We start from the raw sequence: 26,518 nt of genomic DNA on the forward strand, positions 1-26,518 counted from the left end.
TTCACTGAGAATTTCTGAAGAAATTCTCAGCTCAGGCCCTCTCGAAAGCTTGCTTTGAGGCAAGCTTTCGTCCCCTCATTCAGCGCTGCCAGGACCTAAGTATTACTTCTCCTCCTCCACAACCCCCCGCAGCCTTAACCCTCCCCGCCCTGCCCCTCCCTCCGGACTGTCTTCTCCGACCATAACATGAGAAAAAATGAAAAAATAAAAGACAGTGAAAGCTGTCAGTGGGGTAAAGGACTGAAAAAATTTGTTTATGGGCGGTACTTATTTCCAGCTGATTTGGATTTATATAACTGGCGGCAGGGATACACAGTCTGCGGAGAGGGGGAGCCGGGATTGGGGGCTTGTGCAGGAGGAGTAGTAATACTTAGGTCCTGGCGGTACAAAATGAGGGGACGAAAGCTTGCCTCAAAGCAAGCTTTCGAGAGGGCCTGAACCCAGAATTTCTTCAGAAATTCTGGGTGAATGCCATCGGTGCCCCTCATTTTGTGCTGTCAGGGCCTTAGTATTACCTCCTCCGGAACCAGTCCCCAATCCCGGCTCCCCCTCTCCGCGGACGTACCGTATCCATCCCCCTATAATATAAAACTAAAATCACCCCACCTCATTCAACTTACACTCCGGTGCCGCCACCAAAGAATAGTTGGTATGGTAAATCACGAATCCGGGTGCTGCTCCGGCTACTTTTTTGATGTTCTTTTTCTGGATGTAGTCGATTTCTACTTTGTCATTGTCCCGGCCTTTGGAATAGTAGGCGGCCAGGGAGCCGGCTTCCTCGAAGAGACGGTCGGGCAGGTCGGTGCGGCCTTCTGTCTTTACGATGACATGGGAGCCTGGGATGCCTTTGGCGTGGAACCACCAGTCATTGCCTGTGGCCAGCTTGAAGGTGAGCTCCTCGTTCTGGTAGTTGTTCTTTCCCACATAGATGTGGAAGCCGTCGGAGGAAATGTAGTGGAAGGGCTTGCTGGTGATTTTCGGCTTCTTGTCGCTTGAACGGCGTTTTTTTACGTAGCCGTATTCCATTAATTCTTCCTTAATCTGCACCAGGTCGTTTTCTGCCAGGGCGATGTCCAGGGCGGAGCTGATGGATTCCAGATGGTCGATTTCAGCCTTGGTTTCTTTTGTCAGGTCTGTCAGGGCTTCGTAGGTGCGCTTTAGTTTGTTGTATTTGTCAAAGTGCTTTTTGGCGTTGTCCTTGGCTGACAGCTGTGTGTCCAGGGGAATGGTGATTTCCTCGTTGGTATAGTAGTTTAAGCAGGTAAAGGACTTTTCGCCGCCCGTGAGTTCGTAGCCGTAGGTGTTCAGGAGCTCGCCGTATATGCGGTATTTTTCGCGTTTTTCCGTGTCCTTAAGCTGCTTCAGCTGCAAATCGTATTTTTTGTAGTTGCGCTCCAGGGCTGTCTGGACAATCCGGCGCAGGTCTGAGGATTTCTGGCGGATTCTGGTGATGGTGTCCCGGGAGGCATAGTATTCCTCCAGCAGACGGCTCATGGAACGGAAGGACTGGCTGCGGTAAGCGCCGCCCTGGTAACAGGTCAGGGGAAAGGCAGCGTATTCTGCCGGCCCCTCTTCTCCGTAGACAATGGCCGGTGCAAAACGGCCCTCTCTTACATCCTCCATCAGCAGTGAGAAGGTGTTGAAGAGATGGAGGAGTTCTGCTTCGGACAGCTCTGAAGCGCCGTAGTCCGAATCAATGCTTGCCAGGTGGCATATCTCCTCGGCCATAATGGGACTGATGCCTGTGAGATGGTTGTACAGGGCTTTCTGGACAGCCATGGAGGAAGCGCCGATTGTCCGGCGGAAGGTTTCCCCGGTGACTGTAAGCGGATTTTCCTTGGCAACGGTCTGCGGGATGAAATAGGAGCGTCCAGGCAGTACCTCGCGGACAGAGCTGACCTGGGCGGATACATGTTTGATGCTGTCGATGATGGTGCCGTCCTCCTTGCAGAAAATAATGTTGCTGTGCTTGCCCATGATTTCCACAATCAGCTTTTTGCGGCACAAATCGCCCATCTCATCCAGATGCTCCAGCTCGAACTGTATGATGCGCTCCAGGCCGGGCTGGCTGATGTCCACGATTCTGGCGCTGCCAATGTGCTTGCGCAGCAGCATGCAGAAATTAGGCGCTGTCATGGGACTGGGCTTGTTCTTGTCCGTCAGGTAGATAAGGGGCAGGCTTGCGCTGGCCGATATCTGCAGGCGGTAATTTTCCTTGTTATTCTTAATGGCTATGAGAAGCTCGTCCTTTTCGGGCTGGGCGATTTTAGAAATGCGTCCGCCTTCAAGGGCTTCCTTGAACTCATGAACCAGATTTGCTATGGTGATGCCGTCAAATGCCATATGATATATACACTCCTGTCGGGCCTGTATTAACGCTGGAAACGCCGTATAAATGGGGATGGGGCTGAAAGAAAGGATTTCCCAGTCCATGGCATGTCCGGGCGCCGGGGCCGCTGAATATAAGAATACCATAAATTGAAGGAATAGAAAAGGCCGTGGTGCTTCTTTGAGAAAAGTAACGGTTCATACATCCTGTGGGAAAATTGCTTTGTTGAACAATTTGTTGACTTGATTCACCAGATGAATTATAATACTAACTAACTATGGATAAAAGCGAAAGAGAGGCATTCGTTATGTTAAAAAGCATGACTGGTTTCGGCAGATGCGAAAATGTGACGGACGAGTACAAGATTTCTGTCGAGATGAAGGCCGTAAATCACAGATATCTGGATTTGAGTATTAAGATGCCCAAGAAGTTCAATTATTTTGAGGCTTCCATCCGGACATTCCTTAAGAAATATATCCAGAGGGGAAAAGTGGATTTATTCATCAACTATGAGGATTACACAGAAGGCAACATGTGTCTTAAGTACAACCGGGCGCTGGCTGCTGAATATATGGAGTACTTTAACAGGATGTCGGATGAGTTTGGAATCCAGAACGATGTGAAGGTGTCGGCCCTGGCCAAGTTTCCGGAGGTGCTTACCATGGAACAGGTGCCGGACGATGAGGAGCATTTGTGGGAAATCCTTTCCGGAGCCCTGGAGGAGGCCGCTGTCAAGTTTGTGGAGTCCAGGGAGATTGAGGGAGAACATCTTAAGAAGGACCTGCTGGGCAAGCTGGACTATATGGAGACGCTGGTGGATTTCATCGAAGAGCGTTCCCCGCAGATTTTGGCAGAGTACAGGAACCGGCTGGAGGACAAGGTAAAGGAGCTTTTAAGCAGCACAGCCATGGAGGAGAGCCGTATCGCGGCCGAGGTTACCATCTATGCGGATAAGATATGCGTTGATGAGGAGACAGTGCGCCTCAGAAGCCATATACACAATACCAGGAATGAGCTTTTAAGCGGGGAGAGCGTTGGACGCAAGCTGGACTTCATTGCCCAGGAGATGAACCGGGAGGCTAATACCATTCTGTCCAAGTCCACGGACCTGTCCATCTCGGACAAGGCCATTGCCCTGAAGACCGAGATTGAGAAGGTTAGGGAGCAGATACAGAATATCGAATAAGTACATTGAAAAGTCAGGGAGAGCATACCATGAACCAGCAGGGAATTTTAGTGGTAGTATCCGGATTCTCCGGAGCAGGAAAGGGAACACTCATGAAGGAGCTGCTAAAGCGGTATGACAATTATGCATTGTCCGTATCCGCCACCACAAGGCAGCCCAGGGAAGGTGAAAAGGACGGGGAGGATTATTTCTTCGTCAGCAGGGAATATTTTCAGCAGATGATAGAGGAAGGGCGTCTGGTGGAGTACGCGCAGTACGTGAACCATTACTACGGTACGCCCAGGGACTATGTGGAGAAGAAGATGGCAGAGGGAAAGGACGTGATTCTGGAGATTGAGATTCAGGGCGCCCTTAAGGTGAAGAAGCGCTTTCCTGATGCGCTGCTGATTTTCGTCACACCGCCCAGCGCCCAGGAGCTGCGCCGCCGTCTGGTGGGCAGGGGCACAGAGACCATCGAGGTTATCAACGCCAGGCTCCGCCGTGCGGCTGAGGAGGCGTCGGGCATGGAGGCCTATGATTACCTGCTGATTAACGACGAGATTGACGCATGTGTGGAGCAGATGCATCAGCTCATTACGCTGCAGCACAGTAAGACCTGCTATCATCTGGATTTCCTGAGCAGGATGCGGGAGGAGCTTTATCACCTGGATGACAGACAGTAAAATAATTCTAACAATCATATAACAATTTGAAAGGGGAATGTAATATGTTACATCCATCATACACCGATTTAATCAACGTAGTAAACAGCGATATTGAGCCCGGAGAGCAGCCGGTGGTACAGAGCCGTTATTCCATTGTTATCGCGGCGTCCAGGCGCGCCAGACAGCTCATAGCAGGGGAGGACCCCATGGTTGCCGGAGCAGCAGGAAAAAAGCCGCTGTCCATTGCCATCGATGAACTGTATCACCAGAAGGTAAAAATCCTTCCGGAGGAAGAGACAACGGAAGAGGAAGAGCAGAACGCATAAATCATAAGCCGTCTCCTGTACAGGGAAGCATTCTGGGTCATTCCCGGTGCTGCCCGGACAGAGATGGCTTAAATGTTCATTAGGAGTCATTTTCATATGGAGAATATCAAGTTATTTTGCGTATCCCTGGGATGCGATAAGAATCTGGTGGATACAGAGAAGATGCTGGGGCTGTTAAACGGCCGGGGCGTTATTTTTACGGACGACGAGACAGAGGCGGATGTGATACTGGTCAATACCTGCTGTTTTATCGGCGATGCCAAGGAGGAGAGCGTCAACACCATCCTGGACATGGCCCGTTATAAGGAGGAAGGGAATTTAAAGGCCCTTCTGGTTGCAGGATGCCTGGCCCAGAGATATAAGCAGGAGATTCTGGATGAGATACCTGAGGTGGACGCCATCCTTGGGACCACCTCCTATGAGGAGGTGGCAAAGGTGCTGGAGCAGGTGCTGGAGGGCAGGTCAGGCACCCATCTTTCCTGTTTCCACGATTTAAGCGAGCTTCCCCAGGTGGAGGCCAGGCGCGTGGTCACCACCGGCGGACATTACGCTTTCCTTAAAATCGCGGAGGGCTGTGACAAGCGTTGTACTTACTGTATCATTCCCTATTTAAGGGGGCCCTACCGCAGCGTTCCCATGGAACAGCTGGTGGAGGAGGCCAGGCAGCTGGCGGAGGCAGGCGTGAAGGAGCTGATTCTGGTGGCCCAGGAAACCACCCTTTACGGCAAAGACTTATACGGGGAGAAATGTCTTCCAAGGCTTTTAAAGGAGCTGGCAAAGATTCCCGGTATTTACTGGATACGCATTCAGTACTGCTATCCGGAGGAAATCACGGACGAGCTCATAGAGACCATACGGACAGAGGAAAAGGTGTGCCATTACCTGGATATTCCCATCCAGCATGCAAGTGACCGGATTCTTAAGCGTATGGGACGCAGGACCAACAAGGAGGAACTGACGGAGCGCATCGGAAAACTCAGGCAGGAGATTCCGGATATTGCCATCAGGACCACCCTGATTTCAGGCTTTCCCGGAGAGACTGAGAGCGACCATGAAGAGCTGATGGATTTTGTCAATGAGATGGAGTTTGAGCGCCTGGGCGTATTTGCTTATTCTGCCGAGGAGGACACGCCTGCCTGTTCCTATCCGGACCAGGTGCCGGAGGAGGTGAAGGAGGAGCGCAGGGACGAAATCATGGAGCTGCAGCAGGACATTGCGTTTGAACACTGTGAGAATATGGTGGGCAGGGTGCTTACGGTTCTCATAGAAGGAAAGGTGGTGGACGAGCCCGCCTATGTGGGAAGGACTTACATGGATGCGCCGAATGTGGACGGTCTGATATTTGTGAACGGGGATGTGGAACTGATGTCAGGCGACTTTGTGAGGGTTAAGGTAACAGGAGCCGCTGAATATGATTTGATAGGAGAGGTGTATGATGAATCTGCCCAATAAACTGACGATTATAAGAGTGTGTTTGATTCCGTTTTTTGTTGCGGCCCTGCTGTTTGACCACGGCAATAACTATACCATGCGTATTGTTGCCAATGTGCTGTTCATTGTGGCCAGCCTTACGGACCTGTTTGACGGCAAGATTGCCAGGAAATACAATCTGGTGACCAATTTTGGAAAATTCATGGACCCGCTGGCAGACAAGCTGCTGGTTTGCTCTGCGCTGATTTGCCTCATTGAGCTGGGGCAGCTCCCTGCATGGGTGGTCATTATTATTATCAGCCGTGAGTTTATCATCAGCGGATTCCGTCTGGTGGCAGCAGACAACGGCGTTGTCATTGCGGCCAGCTACTGGGGCAAATTTAAGACCACATTCCAGATGACGGCTGTCATTCTGCTGATTTTCAATATTCCGGCCCTGAGGCTGGTAACCAATATTGTGGTTGTCATTGCAGTGGCCCTGACCATCATATCCCTGGTGGATTATGTGGCAAAGAATATTAAAATCCTGACAGAGGGAGGCATGTAGCATGACAGTGGAGCTCATATCCGTGGGGACTGAGATTCTTATGGGGAATATTGTGAACAGCAATACCCGGTTTTTGGCGGAGAAATGCGCCATGCTTGGATTTGACCTGTTTTTCCAGGTCACGGTGGGGGATAATTACGACAGGATGATGTCCGTGGTGCGCCAGGGGCTTTCCCGTTCCGACATTCTCATTCTGACAGGAGGACTGGGCCCTACGGAGGATGATTTGACCAAGGAGGTCTGCGCAGATGCCTTCGGGATGCCTTTGGTGGAGGATGCCCATACCAGGGAGCATCTGATGGAATTCTTCCGTAATAATATTTACAGGGATATTCCGGACAATAACTGGAAGATGGCCACGGTGCCCCGGGGTGCCAGGGTGCTGGACAATGCAAACGGCATGGCTCCCGGCCTGATTCTGGAAAAGGATGGCAAGACAGCCATCCTGCTGCCCGGACCTCCCAATGAGCTGTATCCCATGTTCAACGGCCAGGTGTTCCCTTATCTCCAGAAAAAGCAGAATGCAGTGCTGGTATCCAGTATGGTGAAGATATGCGGCTATGGGGAGAGCCAGGTGGAGGATATGCTCCTGGACCTGATTGATGCCCAGACCAATCCCACGATTGCCACCTATGCCAAGACGGCAGAGGTCCATTTGAGGATTACCGCCAGGGCGTCAAGCCGTGAAGAAGGGCTGGCTCTCATTGCGCCTGTGGAGAGGGAGATAGAAAACCGTTTTAAGGAAGCTGTCTACACCACGGATGAACAGGTAAGCCTGGAGATGGCGGTGGCTGATTTGCTGAAACGAAATCATCTGACCATGTGTACTGCCGAGTCCTGCACCGGAGGCATGATAGCGGCCAGAATGGTGAATGTGCCGGGCGTGTCCGATGTATTCATGGAAGGTATGGTGACATATTCCAATGAGGCCAAGATGCGCCTTCTGGGAGTCAGGGAGGACACCTTAAAGGCCCATGGCGCTGTCAGCGGGGAGACAGCCAGGGAGATGGCCGAGGGCGGAGTACGGGCCAGCGGTACGGACCTGTGCGTGGCCACCACGGGCATAGCGGGGCCTGACGGCGGTACGGAGGAAAAGCCTGTGGGTCTGGTGTATATGGCCTGCTGTCTGAGGGGAGATACCTGTGTCAGAAGGTACCAGTTTAAGGGCAACCGCGAAAAGGTACGGGAACAGGCCATGATGAAGGCGCTGGACCTGGCGCGCCTGTGTCTGTTAGGTAAGCATTAGGCATCCGGTAAAACCATGTATTTCGTGAAAAAATGTTCCTGGAGGAATGGATTTTGGAATCAAGACGAATGAAGAAACAGATTTCAGCGGCCTGCCACTATGCATATACGCGGCTGGCCCTGAATTATTATATGTACTATGAGGTAATCCTGGAAGGGGACCTTTTAAGCGGTAGGCTGGAGGGACTGGGCAAAAGGTACCATTCACTGCTGAAGAGTTTCCTTAAGGGGGATCCGCAGCTGGATGAACTGGATTGCCTGAGAACTGATACGGCCTCGGCCATGGAGGCCAATACCGCTTATACGGATGTGTTCCAGGCATATGAATATGTGCTGAACCGTCTGGAGGGACGTTTTGAGCCCCAGCTCATGGGAGACAGAAATGTCCGGATTGATGAGGAAGAATGGACAGCGGAAATCATGGCCTATATCATGGACACAGACCAGGGCATGGTGGTCAATGAGCGGATACAGTCCGTGGTGGGCCAGCTTCCCATACGGCTTACCAGGAACAAGTTTTTTGCCATGGTGGAGAAGGGACTCTCTGTCTATAAAGGAGGAACGGTTTCCGGACTGGATGATATGCTGTATATTCTGCGGTCTGAGGCCATGCTGGTGCGGCCGGAGGATATGGAGACAGGGTATGAGGACCTTCACTCCATTTTCATGGAATTTGAGAACACGGATTTTAAGGCTGTCACAGCAGAGGAATACCGGCATCTGACGGCTGAGATGGAACGGGCAGGGCAGATTCTCCTGGATACCACAGGGGAACTGATGCTGTTTATGGATTTGATAAATGACCTGTATGTGCTTATGCTTTCCAGAAAATGGGCAATGATGGAAGTATCGGAGGAAAGGCTGCTGCAGGGGATGCTGTCATCGGTGCATGCCCTTTTTGAGGGCGGGGCCGCAACGGCCATTCCCCAGGAACTGACAGATAAGCTGTCCATGCTGGAGGGAAAGCAGGAAGCTTACTTTGAGCAGTGGATGCGCCTGGAGACAGATGTCAATGGCGCGGCGGATGGAATGGATGAGGACCGGGAAATTCTCCGGAAGATAGGCCTGCTTATGTCGGACAGCTCCTTTATGTCCCTGGAACGCCCGGACAGCGGACCGGAACCGAAGGTGGATGAAGAACTGATGGCCGGAAAGCTGGAGCACTTTTTCGGAGAGCTGTCAGCTGCCTGGGAAGGAAAACCAAAGGTCCTTATCAGGGCTGTTATGTCCAAGATTCTGTCCAGGCTGCCGGTCTTTTTCGATTCCCTGGAGGAAGTGCGCCTCTATGTTGAGGGAAGTCTCAGAAGCTGTTCCGATGGGAAGGAAAAGGAGATTTCCATGCGTCTCATACGCATGATAATGGAACAGGATAACTTTGACCCGGAAGAATATTAGGGCCTGTTTGAAAATTCGTTCCCGCCATCTGACGGAAAGCAGTTTTCAAACACGTCCTGAGCCTTGACGGGAGCTGGGTCAGGCACGCTCCGGCGTGCAGACAGAGGGAGATGATTGAATGCGCTGGTGGGAGCATCTATATATGGGAGACAGAGCCGGGCAGCACCGGGCCAGGGTCCTTATGGGAATCCGTGAAAGGAAGCTCATGCCGGACACCTATGTGATTACTCTTCCTCAGAGTGGGAATCATATACTTGACATACGGCCCGTGATGCTGCTGACAGAGGAAGAACGGAAGGCGGAAGACTTCCTGATTTTAGGCGTGGCCGAGGGCTACAGGGAGGCATGTGAGGTGGTCCGCGCCATGGTGGATGATATGTACCGTCACACGGATGGTTTTGACTGGACATCATATATGGCATACCTGGGGGAGGCAAGATGATTCATATTCTGCTTTTGATATTGAGGATAATAGGCATTGTCCTGCTGGCTGTCCTGGGACTGCTGCTGGCTATTCTGCTGGCAGTGCTGTTCATCCCTGTAAGGTATAAGGCAGAAGGAAGTTATCACGGACAGCTCCTGCTGTCGGTACAGGCCGCCTGGTTCTTCCATATCCTGGCATTCAGGGCTGTCTATGAGGGCAGCGGCCTGGTGTGCAGTCTCAGGGTTCTGGGTTTCCGGGTGTGGCACAACCGGGACAAGGACGCTGCCCAGGATTTGGAGGACGGGCTGGAGACCATATTGGGTGATGAGGAACAGTCCCTGTATGAGGAACTGCACCAGGATGAGGAGCATTACAGGAAGGTCCGGGAGGAACACGGGAAAACAGGCACGGATAGCCTGTCCGGGGCCGGGCAGCCCGGCGGGGAACAGCCCCGTGACGGGCTGGCAGGAGAGGCGGACGCCGGCCGGACAGAAAACAGGACAGGGGAAGAAGAACCGGGGCCTGACAAAAAGGGGCCGGGCATCCCCGGAAAAATAAAAGGCCTTGCAGGCCGTATCAGGCAGGCCATCAGGGGTATATTGGAAAAACTTAAGTTTTCTTTTGCGAACATCTGTGATAAGCTTAAGGGAATCAGGGAATTTACCCAGGAAAAGAAAATGTGGCTGGAGGATGAGAAAAACCAGGCGTCCTTAAGGCTTCTTTACAGGCAGACCAAACGTCTCCTTGTGCATCTCTGGCCGGGAAAGGGCAGGTGCAGCGTCACCTTTGGGTTTGACGACCCCTATACCACGGGGCAGGTGCTGCAGGCAGCCAGCCTTATTTATCCATTTTACCACAAACAGCTTTTTCTGTATCCCGTGTTCGATGAAAAGATACTGGATGCAGAAGGAAGCCTGAAGGGGAGGATTCGGTTATCCGTAATCCTCTGGCTGGTGCTCCAGGTCCTGTTTGACGGGCATACCCGCAGGATGCTGAAGGGTTTTTTAAAGTGATATGACACCCGCTGCGTCTGTCCGGCGGCAGGGATTTTTGTCCCGCCGCCAGCCGGTCCGCGGGAATAAATAGAGAAGAGGACATACTATGGCAGAAAATCAATTTACATCTACGATAGACACATTATTCAGGGGCATGGACCAGTTTGTCAACACCAAGACCGTGGTGGGGGAACCGGTACAGGTGGGAGATACCATCATTGTCCCTCTCATTGATGTGACCTGCGGTATGGCGGCCGGAAGCTTTGCAGAGGGAGTCAAGCAAAAGCACCGGGGCGGCGGAGGCATGAGCGCCAAGATGAGCCCCAGCGCCGTGCTGGTGATTCAGGGAGGCGTGACCAAGCTTGTCAATGTAAAGAACCAGGATGCTATTACCAAGGTCATAGATATGGCTCCGGATTTCATCAATAAGTTCCTGGGCGGAAAACCACCTGTGTCTGAGGAAACGGTACAGGCTGCAAAGGACACGGCGGCATCCTACGATACAGGTAAGGCAGAACATATGGATGTGAAATAGGAATCCCGGGCCGCCTTTCTGCATATGATGGAATATAGCTTGTTGCAGAATGGGGGAGATAATTAAGATATGAGAAGAATATGCGGGCTTATGCTGTTCTGCTTCGGACTTGGGATGGCAGTGCTGCTCTTTATTCCGGAGACAATCTTTACCTTCCTGTTCGTTATCGGCTGCCTTGTATTAGGATATAATCTGTTCTGTTGTTAATATAAACGTATGGCGTATCGAAGAGGAAGAGGTTTACATCAGCGGTATCATATAAAATACAGGTTATGCACCCCGTACCGAGGAGGCATAGCCTGTTTTTTTGATACTGCGTGATACCGGTTTCCTGAAAAAATAAAAAAAAGCACAAAAAAAGACACCGCCCGTCTGTATGACAGAGGCAATGCCTTTTTCCGTGATATGTCCTGTTTCATTAAGCTCTTTCTACAAGGCCTGAACGTAAGCAGGAAGTACATACGTACATTCTCTGGGTTCCACCATTAACCTTGACTCTGACAGATTTAACGTTCGCTTTCCACATCTTGTTAGACCTTCTATGGGAATGGCTCACTTGAATTCCGAAATGAGCTGCCTTTTCACAGATTGCACACTTAGCCATACTATTGCACCTCCTTAACACGTTACTTGGATTCTTTCTTTAAGAAAAATCCACAACAAATGTATGATACCAGAAGTTTGCAAATTTTGCAAGTGAAAAAACTAAAATTTCTTTCTTTTTTTCAGAAAATAGTGTATACTGTCTCTAGTAAAGAAACGGAGGCATGTGTATGAAGGGACGAATCAGCAATAAAATGGGCGAAATCCAGATTAACCCGGACGTGATTGCTTTATATGCAGGAACCATCGCAGTTGAATGTTTTGGTATTGTTGGTATGGCAGCAGTCAGTATGAAGGACGGGCTGGTTAAACTATTAAAGAGAGAAAGTCTGACTCATGGGATCAATGTGGATATCAATGATAATAAGATATCCATTGATTTTCACGTAATCGTATCTTATGGGGTCAGTATTTCGGCTGTGTCTGACAACCTGATTGAAAGCGTGAAATACAGGGTAGAAGAATTCACCGGCATGGAGGTTGAGAAAATCAACATCTATGTGGAAGGTGTTAGAGTGATTGACTAGGAGGAAGTAACTTGTGGGTATAAGTACGATTGACGCCGGTATGCTTAAGAATGCCTTCCTGGCAGGAGCAAAGGGGTTAGAGGCAAAGAAGGACTGGATTAATGAACTGAATGTATTTCCCGTGCCGGACGGGGATACGGGAACAAATATGACGCTTACCATTATGGCGGCGGCAAAGGAAGTGGCGGAGCTTGAGAATCCCACCATGGACCAGCTGGCAAAGGCCATTTCATCCGGTTCCCTGCGCGGGGCAAGAGGAAATTCCGGAGTTATATTATCACAGCTTCTCAGAGGCTTTACAAAAGAAATAAAAGCAGTGGAAGAGATTGATACCACCATCCTGGCAAACGCCATGGCGAGGGGTACTGAAACAGCATACAAGGCTGTCATGAAACCAAAGGAGGGAACTATCCTGACCGTGGCAAAGGGCATGGCGGATAAGGGCCTGGAGATGGCTTCACAGACAGATGACATAGAGGAATTTGTAAAGGAAGTCATTGAGTACGGCGATTATGTACTGAGCCAGACACCGGAGATGCTTCCCGTGTTAAAGCAGGCGGGAGTGGTGGATTCCGGCGGCCAGGGCCTGATGCAGGTGGTCAAGGGAGCCGTGGACGGCCTGCTGGGCAAGACAGTGGACTTTTCACTGGACACGGTCCAGGGCAGGCGGAATCCACCGTCAGCCGGTGCGGCAGCCAGAGGCGCTGCAAGGACCGACATCGATACAGCGGATATCAAATTTGGTTACTGCACTGAATTTATCATAAACCTGGAAAAGGATTACACGGACAAGGACGAGACGGAGTTAAAGTCATACCTGGAATCCATCGGCGATTCCCTGGTAGTGGTATCGGACGATGAAATCGTGAAGGTGCATGTGCACACCAACCATCCCGGCCTGGCCTTTGAAAAGGCTCTGGCCTACGGCTCTTTATCCCGCATGAAGATAGACAACATGAGGGAGGAGCACCAGGAGCGTGTTATCCAGGATTCAGAGCGCCTGGCCAGGGAACAGGCTGCCGGGGAGCAGGACAGCGGGAACCGGGCGTCTGAAAACGAGGCACAAGAGCGCAGGCAATACGGTTTTATAGCCGTGTCCAGCGGGGAAGGCCTGAGCGATATTTTCAAGGGCATTGGCGCCGACTGCCTGATTGAAGGCGGCCAGACCATGAATCCCAGCACAGAGGATATGTTAAAGGCCATTGACCGGGTGAATGCAGATACTGTTTTCATCCTGCCCAACAATAAGAACATCATCATGGCGGCGCAGCAGGCCAGGGATTTGACGGAAGATAAGAATATTATTGTTATACCTTCCAGAACGGTTCCCCAGGGCATCACAGCATTGGTCAATTTTATGCCGGATTTGGGACCGGAGGAAAATACCCAGACCATGACCGAGGAGATGGAAAATGTAAAGACGGCCCAGATTACCTACGCAGTCCGAACCACCAATATTGACGGAACCGATATTGAGGAAGGGGATATCATGGCTCTGGGAGACCATGGTATGCTGGCAGTGGGGAAATCCGTGGATGCGGTTGCCCTTAACGCCATGAAAGAGATGTTGGATGAAGAGTGCGAACTTGTGACCATATACTACGGAGCTGATGTGCCCGGACATGAGGCGGAGGCTCTCAGGGAGCAGGTGCAGGAACAGTATCCTGATAAGGAAATCGAGCTTCAATACGGAGGCCAGCCAATATACTACTATCTGATTTCTGCTGAGTAGAAGGAGGATGGCAAAGGAGGAACCAGGAAAGAAAATGGCTAGATGGACAAGAGATGAGGTACTGAACCAGCCGGATGATTTTGTGCAGTTCATGATGGAGGATTTCCTCACTAAAAACGGCTTTAAGAAAAAGAACCACAAAGGGCAGGAGGTCTGGCAGGAAGGGGATGGCTTTCTGACCATGGCAAGGTTTATACGGTATGAGTATGCAGACGGAAACTTTCATCTGGAAGCCTGGATTGGCAAGAAAAAGGAGAATCCCATCAAGGGATTCATGGGCGCCATGCCCAAGAAGATGTTCCGGGAGAGCCTGGAGGAATTAATACGCCTTCTCCATCAGCCCCTGCCCCAGGGACAGGAAGGCGCGGGAAGCAATGTGGTCACCATTGAGGTGCCTGACCATGGGGCGTGTGCTGTTCCGGCCATGATTCTCTCTATACTGGGAATTGTGGTGGGCCTGCTGCTTTCGCCTTTGGGCGGCATTGTGCTGGGAGGTCTGGGAATCACCTTCGGACAGAAGGCCCGAAGCTCCAGCAAGAGCAATATAGGAAAGGCTGCTGTGATACTGGGTACCATTGCCATGGTAGCTGCCATCATTGGCTATATCATCAATCTGATTTTTGCATTTACATTTATATTTTAAAATAAAAGGAGCGGATGACTATGAATGAAAACATGATGAACAAATCCTATGAAGTCCAGGTGGAGGGAGACTCCCTGGGACGCTACACAGCAAAGACCTTTGGATGGATGTTTGCAGGACTTTTGATTACCTTTATTGTTGCAGTTGGCTTTGCGGTGACAGGAACGATTTTCTATGTATATTCCTTCCGGTACTGGCCTCTGGCCCTTCTGGCAGCTGAGCTGGGAGTGGTGATATATCTCTCTTCCAGGATTGAGAAGATGTCCGTGGGTATGGCCAGAAGCTTATTCTTCCTGTACGCGGCCCTGAACGGTATTGTATTCAGCGCATATTTATTTGCATTCAGCCTGGAGATTCTGTGGATGGTATTCGGTATCACCTCCCTGTTCTTTGGAATTATGGCTTTGATTGGGTGGTTTGGCAATATTAATTTTACCAAGCTCCGTCCCTTCATGCTGGGTGGACTTGTATTCCTGTTCTTTTACTGGATTTTTGCAATGTTCATTGATTTGAGTGCATTTGATACCATTGTATCAACCGTGGGAATCTTCCTGTTCCTGGTACTGACAGCTTATGATGTAAAGAAGATACAGGCGTTCCACGCATACTACGGCCAGATGCCGGAGATGGCAGCCAAGGCGTCCATTTTCTCTGCACTGCAGCTTTATCTGGACTTCATTAACCTCTTTGTCTATATTATGAGGATTCTGGGACGCAAAAAATAAGCAGGGATATGGGATGTATTTAAGGACTGCATGTACTTAATGGAAAATTATGATTAGCCAAGGGGTGCATTGACGTGACTGGATTAGGGTTGCGGCAATGCGCCCTTTTATATGATGTTTTTTGTATACACAAAGACAGGAGGTAAATATGAAATACGTATTGGGATTCGATATAGGCGGAACAAAATCAGCAGTCCTTCTGGCCAGGCCGGGTGAGGAACAGGTGGAATTCCTGGAGCGCAAAGCCATTCCCACCTGCGGGGCATGGAGGGAGATGCTGGACTGTCTGGCGGAAATGGGGGAAGCATTTCTGGAAGAACACCGGGTATCCAGGGAGGAATGCTGCGCCGGCATTTCCTGCGGAGGACCGCTGGACAGTAAAAAGGGCCTTATCCTGTCGCCTCCTAACCTGCCAGGGTGGGACCAGGTGCCGGCGGCGTCTTATCTGGAGCAGCGTCTGGGCATGGATGTCAGGCTTAGGAATGACGCAGATGCCTGTGCGCTGGCTGAATGGCGGTATGGGGCGGGAAAGGGCTGTATGCACATGGTATTCCTTACCTTTGGAACTGGCCTGGGGGCAGGACTGATTTTAAACGGAAGGCTATACGAAGGAGCCTGCGGCATGGCAGGGGAGGCCGGACATGTGCGGCTGGCAGAGGAAGGTCCTGTGGGATACGGCAAGGCGGGAAGCTTTGAGGGATTTTGCAGCGGGGGAGGAATCGCCAGGCTGGCCAGGTCCATGGCGGAGGAAGCACTTAAGGCAGGACGCACGGTATCTTACCTGAAGGAGGGCGGGATGGAAGGCATTACGGCCCGGGATGTGGCGGAGGCAGCGGGACAGGGACATGCTGATGCCAGGGAGGTCCTGGCAGTGTCGGGGCGGTATTTTGGCAGAGGACTTGCCGTGCTGGTGGACATCCTGAATCCGGAGCGGATTGTGGCGGGAGGAATCTATACCAGGGCAGGCAGCTTCCTCAAGGAAGAGATGGAAAAGGAGCTGCATAAGGAGGCGCTTCGGGCCAGCGCAAATGCCTGCCGCATCCTTCCCTCCTGCCTGGGGGAACAGATTGGGGATTATGGGGCTGTGACGGCGGCTATGGAGCTGTAAGGCATTTACAAATTTAGTTGCCTAAGAAGTCAAAGACTGATATAATTTTCATGACAGATACATTGTTTCAAACGTATAGAGTGAAATAATTATAGTTCAGAAAGGGGAGCATATATGTTAATTGGAGCATTGGAAGCAGGCGGCACAAAGATGGTGTGCGCCATAGGAAAGGAAGACGGCACCATATTGGAGCAGGTATCCATACCCACCACCACGCCGGAGGAAACCATACCTAAGCTCATTGAATATTTTAAGGATAAGGAGATTGAGGCACTGGGCGTGGCTGCCTTTGGCCCGGTGGATGTAAAGCCGGACTCAGAGACATACGGATATATCCTGGATACTCCCAAACTGGCCTGGAGGAATAAGGATTTTCTTGGCGGGCTTAAGGAGGCGCTTAAGGTCCCCATGGGACTGGATACGGATGTAAACGGCTCCTGCCTGGGAGAGGTGACATACGGATGTGCCAAAGGATTGGACAGCGTTATCTACATCACCATAGGAACCGGCGTGGGCGTGGGCGTCTGCGTCAATGGTAAGCTCCTTCACGGAATGCTTCACCCGGAAGGCGGCCATATTCTTCTGGCGCGCCATGAGAACGACCCGGAGGGCGGTATCTGTCCTTATCACAAAAACTGCCTGGAAGGCTTTGCAAGCGGTCCCTCCATTGAGGCCAGATGGGGCAAAAAGGCTGTGGAGCTGGTGGACAGGCAGGAGGTTTGGGAGATGGAGAGCTATTATATTGCCCAGGCCCTTGTGGACTATATTATGCTGCTCTCACCCCGGAAAATCATTCTGGGGGGCGGCGTTATGCATCAGGAGCAGCTGTTCCCCATGATTCGCCAAAAGGTGAAGGACATGCTGAACGGCTATATTAAGACAAAGGAACTGGAAGACATGGACAACTATATTGTCCCGGCAAGCCTTCATGATGACCAGGGAATCATGGGATGCATCAAGCTGGGGCTGAACGCATTACAGGCATGACTTCCTTCGGAGGATTCTGACACATGTTGAACAGACAGCCGGTAGACTCGTTAAAAGGAATCGGCGAAAAGACAGGAAAATTATTTGAAAAACTGGGAGTTGCCACCATAGATGACCTGCTGTCCTATTATCCCAGGGCTTACGATGCGTATGAGGCGCCGGTGGCCATCGGGCAGTTAAAGGAGCAGACCATTATGGCGGTGGAGTCCGCACTGGTTAAGGGAGCCGACCTTGTGCGCCTGGGCCATATGCAGATTGTCTCGGTGCAGCTTAAGGATTTGACAGGCTCCCTGCAGGTATCCTGGTATAATATGCCCTACATGAGGGCAAATTTAAAGACCGGCGTAAAGTACGTATTCCGGGGCAGGGTGGTTAAGAAACGGGGCAGGATGGTCATGGAGCAGCCGGAGGTATTTACACCGGAGAGCTATGAGGCCCTGGCAGGTTCCATGCAGCCTGTATACGGACAGACCAGGGGACTGAGCAACAAGACCATTGTGCGGGCGCAGCAGACGGCCCTGGAAGTGCGGAACATGGAGCGTGAGTACATGCCTCCGGATATAAGGCGCAGATATGAGCTGGCGGAAATCAATTATGCCATGGAGCACATCCATTTCCCGGCTGACCAGACAGAACTGCTCTTTGCCAGGAAACGCCTGGTGTTTGACGAGTTCTTCATGTTCCTGGTAGGCGTCAGGCGTCTGAAGGAACACAGGGAGGAGCGGCATTCCGCCTTTGTGATAAAGGAGGCAAAGGAGGTGGCTGCCTTTAAGTCCGGTCTGCCCTATGCCCTTACAGGGGCCCAGGAAAGAGCCCTGAGGGAAGTGTATGACGACATGGAAAAGGGGCTGGTGATGAACCGCCTGATTCAGGGAGACGTGGGTTCAGGAAAGACCATTATTGCGATTCTGGCCCTGCTGGAGGCTGCATACAATGGATATCAGGGCGCGCTCATGGTACCCACGGAGGTGCTGGCCAGACAGCATTTTGAATCCATGACCAGCCTCTTTGAGAAACAGGGAATTGATAAGATTCCTGTGCTGGTCACCGGCTCCATGACGGCCAAGGAAAAAAGACTGGCATATGCAAGGATTGCCAGCCATGAGGCGGACATCATAATCGGAACCCATGCCCTGATTCAGGAAAAAGTGGTATACGACAACCTGGCCCTGGTTATTACGGATGAGCAGCACCGGTTCGGCGTGGGTCAGAGGGAACTTCTCAGCAGCAAAGGGCAGGAGCCTCATGTGCTGGTCATGAGCGCCACGCCCATTCCCCGCACACTGGCCATTATTCTGTACGGGGATTTGGATATATCCGTCATAGATGAGCTGCCTGCGGGACGTCAGACCATAAAAAACTGTGTGGTGGACCCGGGCTACCGTCCCAAGGCATATGCGTTCATTGAGCGCCAGGTGGCGGAGGGCCATCAGGCCTATGTCATCTGCCCCATGGTGGAGGAGAGCGAGATGATTGAGGCTGAAAATGTACTGGATTACACCAAGGCCCTGAAGAAAGCGCTGCCGTCCTCCGTTACAGTGGAGTATCTCCATGGCAAGATGAAGGGCAAGGAGAAAAATGCCATTATGGAGCGCTTTGCAGCAGGAGAAATTCATGTCCTGGTATCCACCACTGTCATTGAGGTAGGGGTTAATGTGCCCAATGCCACGGTAATGATGATTGAAAACGCTGAACGGTTCGGCCTGGCCCAGCTCCACCAGCTCCGCGGACGTGTTGGCAGGGGAAAGGACCAGTCGTACTGCATTATGGTCAACTGCTCCAGGGATGAAGGGGCAGGGGAGCGCCTGGATATACTGAACCGTTCCAACGACGGATTTTATATTGCTTCAGAGGATTTGAAGCTGCGCGGTCCGGGCGATATCTTTGGTCTGCGCCAGAGCGGCGATATGGAATTTAGGCTGGCGGACATATTTACGGATGCCGATATTTTGAAAAAGGTTTCCCAGGAGGTGAACCGTATTCTGGATGAGGACCCGCAGCTGGAAAAGGATGAGCACAGGGAGCTGAAACGGAAGGTGGAGGATTACCTGGGAACCAATTATGAGAAGCTGAACCTGTAGGAGATGTCGGGCCGGCAGGCAATATATGGGCATTTAAGGTTATATAAAAGGCGAAGGAAAGAGCAGGAAGAGAAAGGAGTGTTTTACCATGAATGAGACATTGAACACGATTTTAACCAGGAGAAGTACCAGAAAGTTTTCAGACAAGCCCATTCCTGAGGAAGAGTTGGAGCTGATTGTGCAGGCGGCCCTTCATGCGCCCAGCGGAATGGGACTCCAGACATGGCAGTTCACGGTTGTCAGAAACAGGGAGAAAATCCAGATGCTGGCATCGGCCATAGAAAAGGCGCTGGACCGTCAGGGATATGATATGTACCAGCCCCGGGTGCTGGTCATTCCGTCCAATGAAAAGCAGAGCCGGTTTGGCAGGGAAGACGATGCATGTGCCATGGAAAATATATTCCTTGCAGCCCATTCCCTTGGAATCGGTTCTGTGTGGATTAACCAGCTCCAGGGAATCTGCGACGAGCCGGACATCCGCCGGATACTGACATCCTTCGGAGTGCCTTCCGGCCATGAGGTATACGGTATGGCCGCCCTTGGATATGCAGCCGACACAAAGGAAGAAAAGGCCCGCACCGGAAAAGTGGTGTATGTAGATTAGTCTGATTTGACAAAATCCCCAGACTGTGTTTCACACATAGTCTGGGGATTTTCTGCTGTTTCCAGCAACAATACAATCTTACTTCAGAAATCCTTCAGAAAGGTAGGATTTATTTACCTGCCATCTGACGCTCCTGGGCTTCAATCATCTTCTTAACCATATAGCCACCTACGGAACCATTCTGTGCAGAAGTCAGGTTACCATTGTATCCGTTGGTTAACGGAACACCAATCTCGTTGGCAACCTCCATCTTAAATCTGTCCATTGCTTCCTTTGCTTCAGGTACATTTGTTCTGTTAGAATTGTTAGACATAATAAAACGCCTCCTTGTATTGTATTTGCCATGAAATTGTTTAGTGGTTCATGGCTTGTTTTGTGTTACAATCCTATTATGTGATGATTCAAAAATTATAAACTAGAAGGTTCTTCGTATTTTGGTTAAAACAGGAAATCTTCATTTTTAACCTTATGGACATTTGAAACTGTTTGAAATCGTATATTGGAAGATGATATGTATTTTTAAGGAGGCGGTATTGGATGAGGAGAGCAGCGGCGTGTACGGCATGTATAGCAGCGGGAGCAGCCTGCCTGCTGGCCGGGGAATATTTTTTTCATATAGCCCTGGATGCGTCAACGGATAAATCAGCTCTGTTAAAACCTGCGCCCGGCGCAAAAAAGCCGGAAAAAAGGCTGGGAGCAAAACGAAATGCAGGTGAAGCTGTGAGGCGGCTTAAGGAACAATATGAGGACCGTGAAATCTTGTCCTTTGACCGTTTAAGGCTTCACGGCTATCTGTGCCTGCAAAGGGAACCAAGTAAAAAATGGGTTATACTGGTCCATGGGTATGATGATTCCGGGCTTTGGTTTGGAAGGGAAGCGCTGGCTTTTTATCAGGCGGGCTTTAATCTTCTTCTGCCGGATGCCAGAGGCCACGGAAAGAGCCAGGGTACATATGTGGGAATGGGATGGCACGACCGTCTGGATATCAAAAAATGGATATGCTGGCTTATTAAACAATATCCGGAATCGGAAATTGTCTTATACGGGGTATCCATGGGCGCGGCATCCGTGATGATGGCTGCGGGAGAGGAACTTCCTCCCAATGTAAAGGCGGCAGTGGAAGACTGCGGATATACGTCCGCCTGGTCTGTTTTGTCATATCAGATGAAGTCCCAATTCCATCTGCCGGCTTTCCCGTTTTTATACTGCGCGGATTTGGTTGCCCGCATAAGGGCAGGGTACGGCATAAAGGATGCAGATGCATTAAAATGCGTGGCCAGGACCAGGCTGCCTGTTTTCTTTATCCACGGCACGGAGGACCGGTTTGTGCCTTTTAAAATGATGAAGGAGCTCTATGATGCCTGCAAAAGCCAGAAGGAGTGCCTGGCAGTGAAAGGCGCGGCGCATGTGGAGGCCTCACTGGCGGGCGGGGATGCGTATTGGAAAGCGGTATTCCGGTTTCTGGGCAGGTATGTGGAGGGTAGCCTGTAAACCAACGCAAAACCGTTGATTTTAAATCATAAAAATTAAGAGTAATTTAAATAAATGAGGTTACCAGTAGGGAAGATTTTGAAACTAAAATGGTTGAAACTAGTAGGTTTTATGCGGGTTTACGGGATTTCAAAGCATTCCGCAACCTGCCACTTTCTACTATGTTGTTAGGGCTTATTGGTCACAATAAAGTCACAAATTAATTTTTATCCTTTCAATCTCTTCTCGTAAATCTTCCAACTCACGGTGACCGTAAACTTTGTTAGTAACATCTCCTTTGAAGGAATGGCCTAACATCCGTTTGCGGTCATTTTCCGCAACTTTGTATTTTTCACAAAGGCGGGAAAAGGTGTGACGGCAGTCATGTGGGGTATGTTTTGGCTCATTTGGTATATTGAGATGATTGAGCAGTTCATCCATTTGCGCTCTGAATTCCTTTACTGTACAGGCCAATATATGCCCGTATTGTTCTATTCGGTTCTCAACCAAAGGGAAGATTGAGGAATGAATCGGTACGGTCCGGTTTTTTCCTGCGTCTGTCTTGCTTCCACCAAAGAAATATTTATCTTTTAAATTTACTTCAAGTTCTAGATATTCCGATATGCGCCAGCCAGAATAACACATGATTAACAACATATCCGCGGTGTCGTCGCCCTTATTGCTCCACAATAGTTTAAGCTCATCGTCCGTGAAGGGTACTCCGTGCTCATCATCATCATCCTTTTTGATTTTCACAAACTGGCTGTAGTCTTTATCGCACCAGCCCTGACTATCTGCGTACTTATACATTTGACAATATAGATTCTTGATTAATTCTAAACTGGCATGCTTTAAATTACAGGAATCCAGATTGTCCTGCAAATCTTTTGAGCGTAAGGCCCTGAATTCTTTATCATATAATGACTTACAGTTCCTGTAGCCGGCCTGTATGGCCCGTATAGTTGAAGCTGAGTATTTGTGCCCTTCCGTGAATTTATCGGCGTAGAATGCCTTGTAGACCTCTGAGAAGGTCTTTTCCGGCTCATCCGGTTCGATTCCCTTGACGCGGTTGTAATCTGCCAGGAGTTTCCCTGTCAGCTCGTCGAGCTGCTTGGTATCATCCGGGAGCAGCAGTGTGGCCTCCATACCAGGAGTATAGGTGCCGGCCTTGTAGGATGTGAGGACAATGAAACCCTTCATCCAGTCATCCACATAGCAGAGGGCCGGAGGCCGGTTTCCGTCAATGTCTGCCGGCGGATGGACGGCATAGGGGTTTTTGCGGCTCTTGCCCAGGTAGCGGATGGAGCCGTAGCCGTTGGGGAGCCGGGGGTGTTTCCTGCGTCTTGGCATGATATCAGTCCTTTCCTGTTGCGATATCGCAACCGATTTTGGGTATAAAAAATACGCCCCTTGCCAGGACGCTCTGGGAATGATATAATTTCTTTGGGTGAAAGAATATCTTCCGGAGCAGTCCGGCAAGAGAATCTATGTGAGGGCGGTTCCTGCTGGTAACAGGGCCGCTTTTCACATTTGACAATTTCGGTATATTTGGTATAATATACTTAACAAGACAGCCAGTAAGGGAGGTCAAGGCTCCCCGTCCTGGCGCAATATTAAGCTAAGAATAGCCGTCTACTTTGTCAGGAGCAGGGCGGCTATTTCTTATGTGTGTAAGTTAGGATTGCAACGATTAGTAATGCCACGGATGTAATTAACTGCAATTCCTCATATGTACTCATAAGCATCCCCTCCTGTCAAAACTCAGGACGGGTGCCGCAGCCGCTCTACTGGCTGCCCGGGTAAATATATTATGTTGTTAAGGAGGTGGTCCCGGGAGCATGGAGAGTTCGCAGCCCCTGGGACTTTTTTCTTATTTATTATTTTTTCTCTGAAACACACTTGGAAAATGCTTCTCTATATTGAACAAAAATTGCTGTATCGGTGTCATTTCCTGTCTGTAGTACGCCAGATTCAAAATGTTTATATAATTTATCGGATTCACTACTTAATTTATTCCAGGCGGTTTTTAATGCTGTATAATCATCTGGAAGAGAATTAATGTAAGCATCATATCCAGCTTTTTTCTTATAAGAATCTTTGAATAGTTGGAGTGAATAATCAATGTCGATTGATCGACCAGTGCTATCTTTTCCATCGTATTCATAATGGCTGAAGTCACAATAACCGTGATTCCAGATATCACCAATAACCCAATTGTTTATCTCGCGCAATATAGTCTTTGGTTCTCCGTTGACTGGCTGTATCCATGCCCCGTCAGTTCCTACAATCCGGCCGTCCGGAGCGGTGCCATTTGTGAGCATATAACCAGTCTCATTTAAGTAGTACCATTTTCCGTCATAGTCTTGGAACCATTGATTAGTGGGGCAAGTACCATCATCATTTTGATAGTACCACCCTGTAGTGTCCTGTGCCCAGGTTCCAGCAATAGCAGTGCTACTCATAATTATGGACATTGTGATCGTGGCAAGTAATAATTTTATTTTTCTCATAACAAAACCTCCTCATATAATTTATAAAAACTACAGATTTAATTTTATTCATCATCGTCATCAGTGTAACTGGCGACATAATCATTTGTATACGGAGTATCGGTCGATTGAGATTGACGGAATTCCTCCGCAATCATTGTTTTGTTAAATTCAGCCGTTGGATCTAATTCTGTAACTAGTGACTCCAGTTCTTCCAAAGTTGCATAGAAAAATTCCTTTCTCAGATTGACCTTATTGACACGTTTTTCATTTAGAATTGTGTGAAGCTTATTTTCCAAGCTAACGGCGTCATCTGAAAAAATAAAACTATGTACATCAAAACGGAACGGAACACTGGCGCTACCCAACTCATCAACACGGTCCTGAGGATTAAGTCTTCGTGTCATTCCAATTTTAAAAATATTCTCCCCGAATGAACCTAAATTACTTATAACATATACATTGCCAGCTTTTCCGTTCTGTAGATTTGCAATTTCTTCTTTCTTTATGGCAACATCGGAGAGTTGTCCTTGTAATTCAAGAATTTTGCGTTTCAAATCTTCAATTTGTTTATCATCAGTTGCAATGGACAAGGCTTCATTTGCTTTATCAATTTCGCTCTGGTATTTAGTTTCCTCTTGTTCGATTTTTTTGCGTTGCTGCTCTAACAACCGGCGCTCTTCGGCCTCTTCGCGCATTTGCTGTTTTATAGCTAATTGTTCTTGTCGTGCCTGTTCTTTCTTTACATAATAATTATATTCAATTTTTACAGCATCAATAAATAAATACTCAATTTCTCCAATGAATTTTGTGAGCGTACCAACTATGTTTTGATTTCCTTCTCCAGCAATTTTTAAATATTTCGCAGTTACAATTTTAACATTTTCGATTGCCTGCTCTAGTTTTTCATACTTTAAATCGTATAAAATATTTTGCAATTCTGCACGAAGAGCGATGACCATAAGCTGATAAATAGTTCTGTTTGCTTTTGTTGTATATCTGGAAGCATATGCTGTGAGTACTTGATTATCAGCTTATCATTATTTTTATAAGCTTTTCGCAAATCCTTTACGTCCATACAATGTAATTTCAAAATAACACTGGGGGAAAGTTCGTCATACTCTATTTCTTGTATTGCGGACAATCGCTCAGTTCCGGTGCTATCAAGAAAGTTAGTGATGCAATAATCTACGCTTTTATATAGTTCCTTCGAGCGTTGCAGCTTTCTTGTTTGAGTGCCAAGCTGCTTTTGTAGTTTATCACTATTAGTAGATAGGGTGGAAATCTCTTCGCGTAATTTAGATATAGTCGTGTTGTTATCAGCAATTGATTCATTAAGAGCATCTAATTCCTTCTGGGCACTTTCCATATACTGGGTGTGCTGATTCTCCAAGTCTTTAATTTTCTCCTTAACCTGTTCATATTCATCGCAACCCAAGTCAGATATTCTTTTTTTAAGTTCCTCGTTCTCCAGTTTTAGCTTAGATGCGTGAAGCATATCTAAAAACCACATATCTTTTCCTCCCCTTTGTAACGTTAATTAAAAAGCTAGCGGCTATTTTAATCTTAAATTAATCAATTCCTCTGGATATCCTGTGCAATCACAAAACTGTTCCCTTGTAAATCCATCATATTCATATAATAGATCGTCTGTTATAAGTAAGCGTGCAGCAAACAAATTGGCTTGCCTTTCTACCCTGGACGTAAGCAGGAGAGTATGCGCCCCCATAAAAGTGCAGTTTTCTTTCATGTGAAATACTGCGTGTCCCAGTTCATGGGCTGCAACGACCCGAAGGAAAGCATTGTCATCAATATCCGAATTTATGTAAATACACCGGTTATGTTTCATGTATTTGTAAAATCCGGCTATTTTACCTAACGGCATAAAGAATACTTTGATGTTTAAGTATCTGGCCAGTTCTAACGGGTCGTTAGTGCCAAACTTATTTATTAGATAGGTCACCTTTTTCCGTATTCTATCATTCAATATGATCACCTTCTTTGAAACAGACAATACGGCTACCTCTTTTTGTTCTTGTTAGGATTATACTTAACCTTATTTTCCTGTTTCAACTTTGTGAGGCCAAGTTCTAGGGCTTTCCGAAGCAGTTCCAGTGATTCATCATCAATGGGTTCACCATTGTAATACAATGGTCCATCAATATCTTTTTCAATTTCATCCATGATTCTATCCAAATCCTTCCCAATTTCGCGCTCATCCTTAGCAGTAAGTGTAACCTCTTTTACTGGTTCTTCCATTTTACCTGTCATTAGGTAAGATAATGGGACACCGAAGAAATCAGCAATTTTTTGTAATTTATCTGCTTTGAAGTTCCACTTACCTTGCTTCCACCCAGTAAAAGAAGCGGTTGATATACCTGTGGCCTTAGCAACCTGATATGTGGTTACTCCATATTTTTTTAGCAGTGCTTCAAAATTTTCGTACATCTCGTAGTCCTCTTTCTTAAAATAACTACGAAAACTAAAACTAA

The 26,518-nt window shown here is 49.0% G+C and carries 29 protein-coding genes; 20 read left to right on the forward strand and 9 right to left on the reverse strand.

Annotated elements, in window-relative coordinates:
- Positions 1-597: 597 nt before the first annotated feature.
- Positions 598-2,343 carry an NFACT RNA binding domain-containing protein gene (locus tag I2H39_RS13095; protein ID WP_195626649.1) on the reverse strand — a complete coding sequence of 582 codons (1,746 nt, stop codon included), beginning with the start codon at positions 2,341-2,343 and terminating at the stop codon, positions 598-600.
- Between the two features lie 293 nt (positions 2,344-2,636).
- Here I2H39_RS13095 and I2H39_RS13100 point away from each other — a divergent pair, with 293 nt between their 5' ends.
- The 11 genes from I2H39_RS13100 (at position 2,637) to I2H39_RS13150 (ending at position 11,264) form a co-directional block, all read left to right on the forward strand.
- Complete coding sequence (locus tag I2H39_RS13100; protein ID WP_138307386.1) at positions 2,637-3,515, forward strand: YicC/YloC family endoribonuclease; 879 nt, start codon at positions 2,637-2,639, stop codon at positions 3,513-3,515.
- 29 nt (positions 3,516-3,544) lie between these two features.
- Complete coding sequence (gmk, locus tag I2H39_RS13105; RefSeq protein ID WP_195626650.1) at positions 3,545-4,177, forward strand: guanylate kinase; 633 nt, start codon at positions 3,545-3,547, stop codon at positions 4,175-4,177.
- A 44-nt stretch (positions 4,178-4,221) separates the two neighbouring features.
- Positions 4,222-4,485 carry a DNA-directed RNA polymerase subunit omega gene (gene rpoZ / locus I2H39_RS13110; RefSeq protein WP_002567515.1) on the forward strand — a complete coding sequence of 88 codons (264 nt, stop codon included), beginning with the start codon at positions 4,222-4,224 and terminating at the stop codon, positions 4,483-4,485.
- Between the two features lie 105 nt (positions 4,486-4,590).
- Entirely contained in the window at positions 4,591-5,937 is a 1,347-nt protein-coding gene (rimO, locus tag I2H39_RS13115; protein ID WP_347708585.1) for a 30S ribosomal protein S12 methylthiotransferase RimO, read from the forward strand.
- Positions 5,921-6,463 (forward strand): CDP-diacylglycerol--glycerol-3-phosphate 3-phosphatidyltransferase, encoded by a 543-nt coding sequence (pgsA, locus tag I2H39_RS13120; RefSeq protein ID WP_138307526.1) that lies wholly within the window; start codon positions 5,921-5,923, stop codon positions 6,461-6,463. The genes rimO and pgsA overlap by 17 nt, the downstream gene beginning before the upstream one ends.
- Before the next feature lies 1 nt (position 6,464).
- On the forward strand, positions 6,465-7,709 hold the full coding sequence (locus I2H39_RS13125; RefSeq protein ID WP_195626652.1) for a competence/damage-inducible protein A: 1,245 nt from the start codon (positions 6,465-6,467) through the stop codon (positions 7,707-7,709).
- Between the two features lie 68 nt (positions 7,710-7,777).
- A complete protein-coding gene (locus I2H39_RS13130) occupies positions 7,778-9,103 on the forward strand; it encodes a hypothetical protein (RefSeq protein WP_240305453.1) in 1,326 nt (441 codons plus the stop codon).
- Positions 9,104-9,245: 142 nt separating this feature from the next.
- Positions 9,246-9,545: a hypothetical protein gene (locus I2H39_RS13135; RefSeq protein WP_138307375.1), complete on the forward strand. Its 300-nt coding sequence runs from the start codon at positions 9,246-9,248 to the stop codon at positions 9,543-9,545.
- Positions 9,542-10,540, forward strand: coding sequence for a DUF2953 domain-containing protein (locus I2H39_RS13140; protein ID WP_195626654.1), 999 nt, complete (start codon positions 9,542-9,544; stop codon positions 10,538-10,540). The genes I2H39_RS13135 and I2H39_RS13140 overlap by 4 nt, the downstream gene beginning before the upstream one ends.
- 88 nt (positions 10,541-10,628) lie before the next feature.
- Positions 10,629-11,057 carry a GerW family sporulation protein gene (locus I2H39_RS13145; protein ID WP_138307371.1) on the forward strand — a complete coding sequence of 143 codons (429 nt, stop codon included), beginning with the start codon at positions 10,629-10,631 and terminating at the stop codon, positions 11,055-11,057.
- A gap of 69 nt (positions 11,058-11,126) precedes the next feature.
- The gene (locus I2H39_RS13150; protein ID WP_002567523.1) at positions 11,127-11,264 is read left to right on the forward strand and encodes a hypothetical protein; all 138 of its coding nucleotides are present in this window, start codon (positions 11,127-11,129) and stop codon (positions 11,262-11,264) included.
- Between the two features lie 211 nt (positions 11,265-11,475).
- Here the strand turns inward: I2H39_RS13150 and rpmB are convergent, their stop codons facing one another.
- On the reverse strand, positions 11,476-11,661 hold the full coding sequence (gene rpmB / locus I2H39_RS13155; RefSeq protein ID WP_002567524.1) for a 50S ribosomal protein L28: 186 nt from the start codon (positions 11,659-11,661) through the stop codon (positions 11,476-11,478).
- A gap of 169 nt (positions 11,662-11,830) precedes the next feature.
- Here rpmB and I2H39_RS13160 point away from each other — a divergent pair, with 169 nt between their 5' ends.
- From I2H39_RS13160 to I2H39_RS13195, 8 genes are all read left to right on the forward strand, one after another.
- A complete protein-coding gene (locus tag I2H39_RS13160; protein WP_002567525.1) occupies positions 11,831-12,187 on the forward strand; it encodes an Asp23/Gls24 family envelope stress response protein in 357 nt (118 codons plus the stop codon).
- 13 nt (positions 12,188-12,200) lie between these two features.
- On the forward strand, positions 12,201-13,919 hold the full coding sequence (locus I2H39_RS13165) for a DAK2 domain-containing protein (RefSeq protein ID WP_138307370.1): 1,719 nt from the start codon (positions 12,201-12,203) through the stop codon (positions 13,917-13,919).
- Between the two features lie 34 nt (positions 13,920-13,953).
- Positions 13,954-14,562 (forward strand): DUF4190 domain-containing protein, encoded by a 609-nt coding sequence (locus tag I2H39_RS13170; protein WP_195626655.1) that lies wholly within the window; start codon positions 13,954-13,956, stop codon positions 14,560-14,562.
- 20 nt (positions 14,563-14,582) lie between these two features.
- Complete coding sequence (locus I2H39_RS13175) at positions 14,583-15,287, forward strand: Bax inhibitor-1/YccA family protein (RefSeq protein ID WP_138307366.1); 705 nt, start codon at positions 14,583-14,585, stop codon at positions 15,285-15,287.
- Positions 15,288-15,435: 148 nt separating this feature from the next.
- Entirely contained in the window at positions 15,436-16,395 is a 960-nt protein-coding gene (locus I2H39_RS13180; RefSeq protein WP_195626656.1) for an ROK family protein, read from the forward strand.
- Positions 16,396-16,509: 114 nt separating this feature from the next.
- Entirely contained in the window at positions 16,510-17,382 is an 873-nt protein-coding gene (locus I2H39_RS13185; protein WP_138307363.1) for an ROK family protein, read from the forward strand.
- A gap of 23 nt (positions 17,383-17,405) precedes the next feature.
- A complete protein-coding gene (gene recG, locus I2H39_RS13190; RefSeq protein WP_195626657.1) occupies positions 17,406-19,463 on the forward strand; it encodes an ATP-dependent DNA helicase RecG in 2,058 nt (685 codons plus the stop codon).
- A gap of 88 nt (positions 19,464-19,551) precedes the next feature.
- The gene (locus tag I2H39_RS13195) at positions 19,552-20,067 is read left to right on the forward strand and encodes a nitroreductase family protein (protein WP_138307359.1); all 516 of its coding nucleotides are present in this window, start codon (positions 19,552-19,554) and stop codon (positions 20,065-20,067) included.
- A 109-nt stretch (positions 20,068-20,176) separates the two neighbouring features.
- On the opposite strand, the gene I2H39_RS13200 is transcribed toward I2H39_RS13195, so the two are convergent.
- Positions 20,177-20,383, reverse strand: coding sequence for an alpha/beta-type small acid-soluble spore protein (locus I2H39_RS13200; protein ID WP_347563808.1), 207 nt, complete (start codon positions 20,381-20,383; stop codon positions 20,177-20,179).
- A gap of 221 nt (positions 20,384-20,604) precedes the next feature.
- Between I2H39_RS13200 and I2H39_RS13205 the strand changes: the two genes are divergently transcribed.
- A complete protein-coding gene (locus I2H39_RS13205) occupies positions 20,605-21,558 on the forward strand; it encodes an alpha/beta fold hydrolase (protein WP_195626658.1) in 954 nt (317 codons plus the stop codon).
- A gap of 192 nt (positions 21,559-21,750) precedes the next feature.
- Here the strand turns inward: I2H39_RS13205 and I2H39_RS29210 are convergent, their stop codons facing one another.
- The 6 genes from I2H39_RS29210 to I2H39_RS13240 form a co-directional block, all read right to left on the reverse strand.
- Entirely contained in the window at positions 21,751-22,749 is a 999-nt protein-coding gene (locus I2H39_RS29210) for a hypothetical protein (RefSeq protein ID WP_330640919.1), read from the reverse strand.
- 665 nt (positions 22,750-23,414) lie between these two features.
- Entirely contained in the window at positions 23,415-24,047 is a 633-nt protein-coding gene (locus I2H39_RS13220; RefSeq protein ID WP_195626659.1) for a hypothetical protein, read from the reverse strand.
- Between the two features lie 44 nt (positions 24,048-24,091).
- Complete coding sequence (locus I2H39_RS13225) at positions 24,092-24,988, reverse strand: GIY-YIG nuclease family protein (protein WP_207746805.1); 897 nt, start codon at positions 24,986-24,988, stop codon at positions 24,092-24,094.
- A complete protein-coding gene (locus I2H39_RS13230; RefSeq protein ID WP_195626660.1) occupies positions 24,940-25,539 on the reverse strand; it encodes a hypothetical protein in 600 nt (199 codons plus the stop codon). Before I2H39_RS13230 ends, I2H39_RS13225 begins: the two co-directional genes overlap by 49 nt.
- A 42-nt stretch (positions 25,540-25,581) precedes the next feature.
- Positions 25,582-26,040, reverse strand: coding sequence for an ImmA/IrrE family metallo-endopeptidase (locus tag I2H39_RS13235; protein WP_227146286.1), 459 nt, complete (start codon positions 26,038-26,040; stop codon positions 25,582-25,584).
- Between the two features lie 5 nt (positions 26,041-26,045).
- Positions 26,046-26,474, reverse strand: coding sequence for a helix-turn-helix transcriptional regulator (locus tag I2H39_RS13240; RefSeq protein ID WP_195626661.1), 429 nt, complete (start codon positions 26,472-26,474; stop codon positions 26,046-26,048).
- Positions 26,475-26,518: the final 44 nt, after the last annotated feature.

This window comes from Clostridium sp. 1001283B150225_161107_B6, assembly GCF_015556325.1.
In the GTDB taxonomy this organism is placed as follows: Bacteria; Bacillota; Clostridia; order Lachnospirales; family Lachnospiraceae; genus Enterocloster.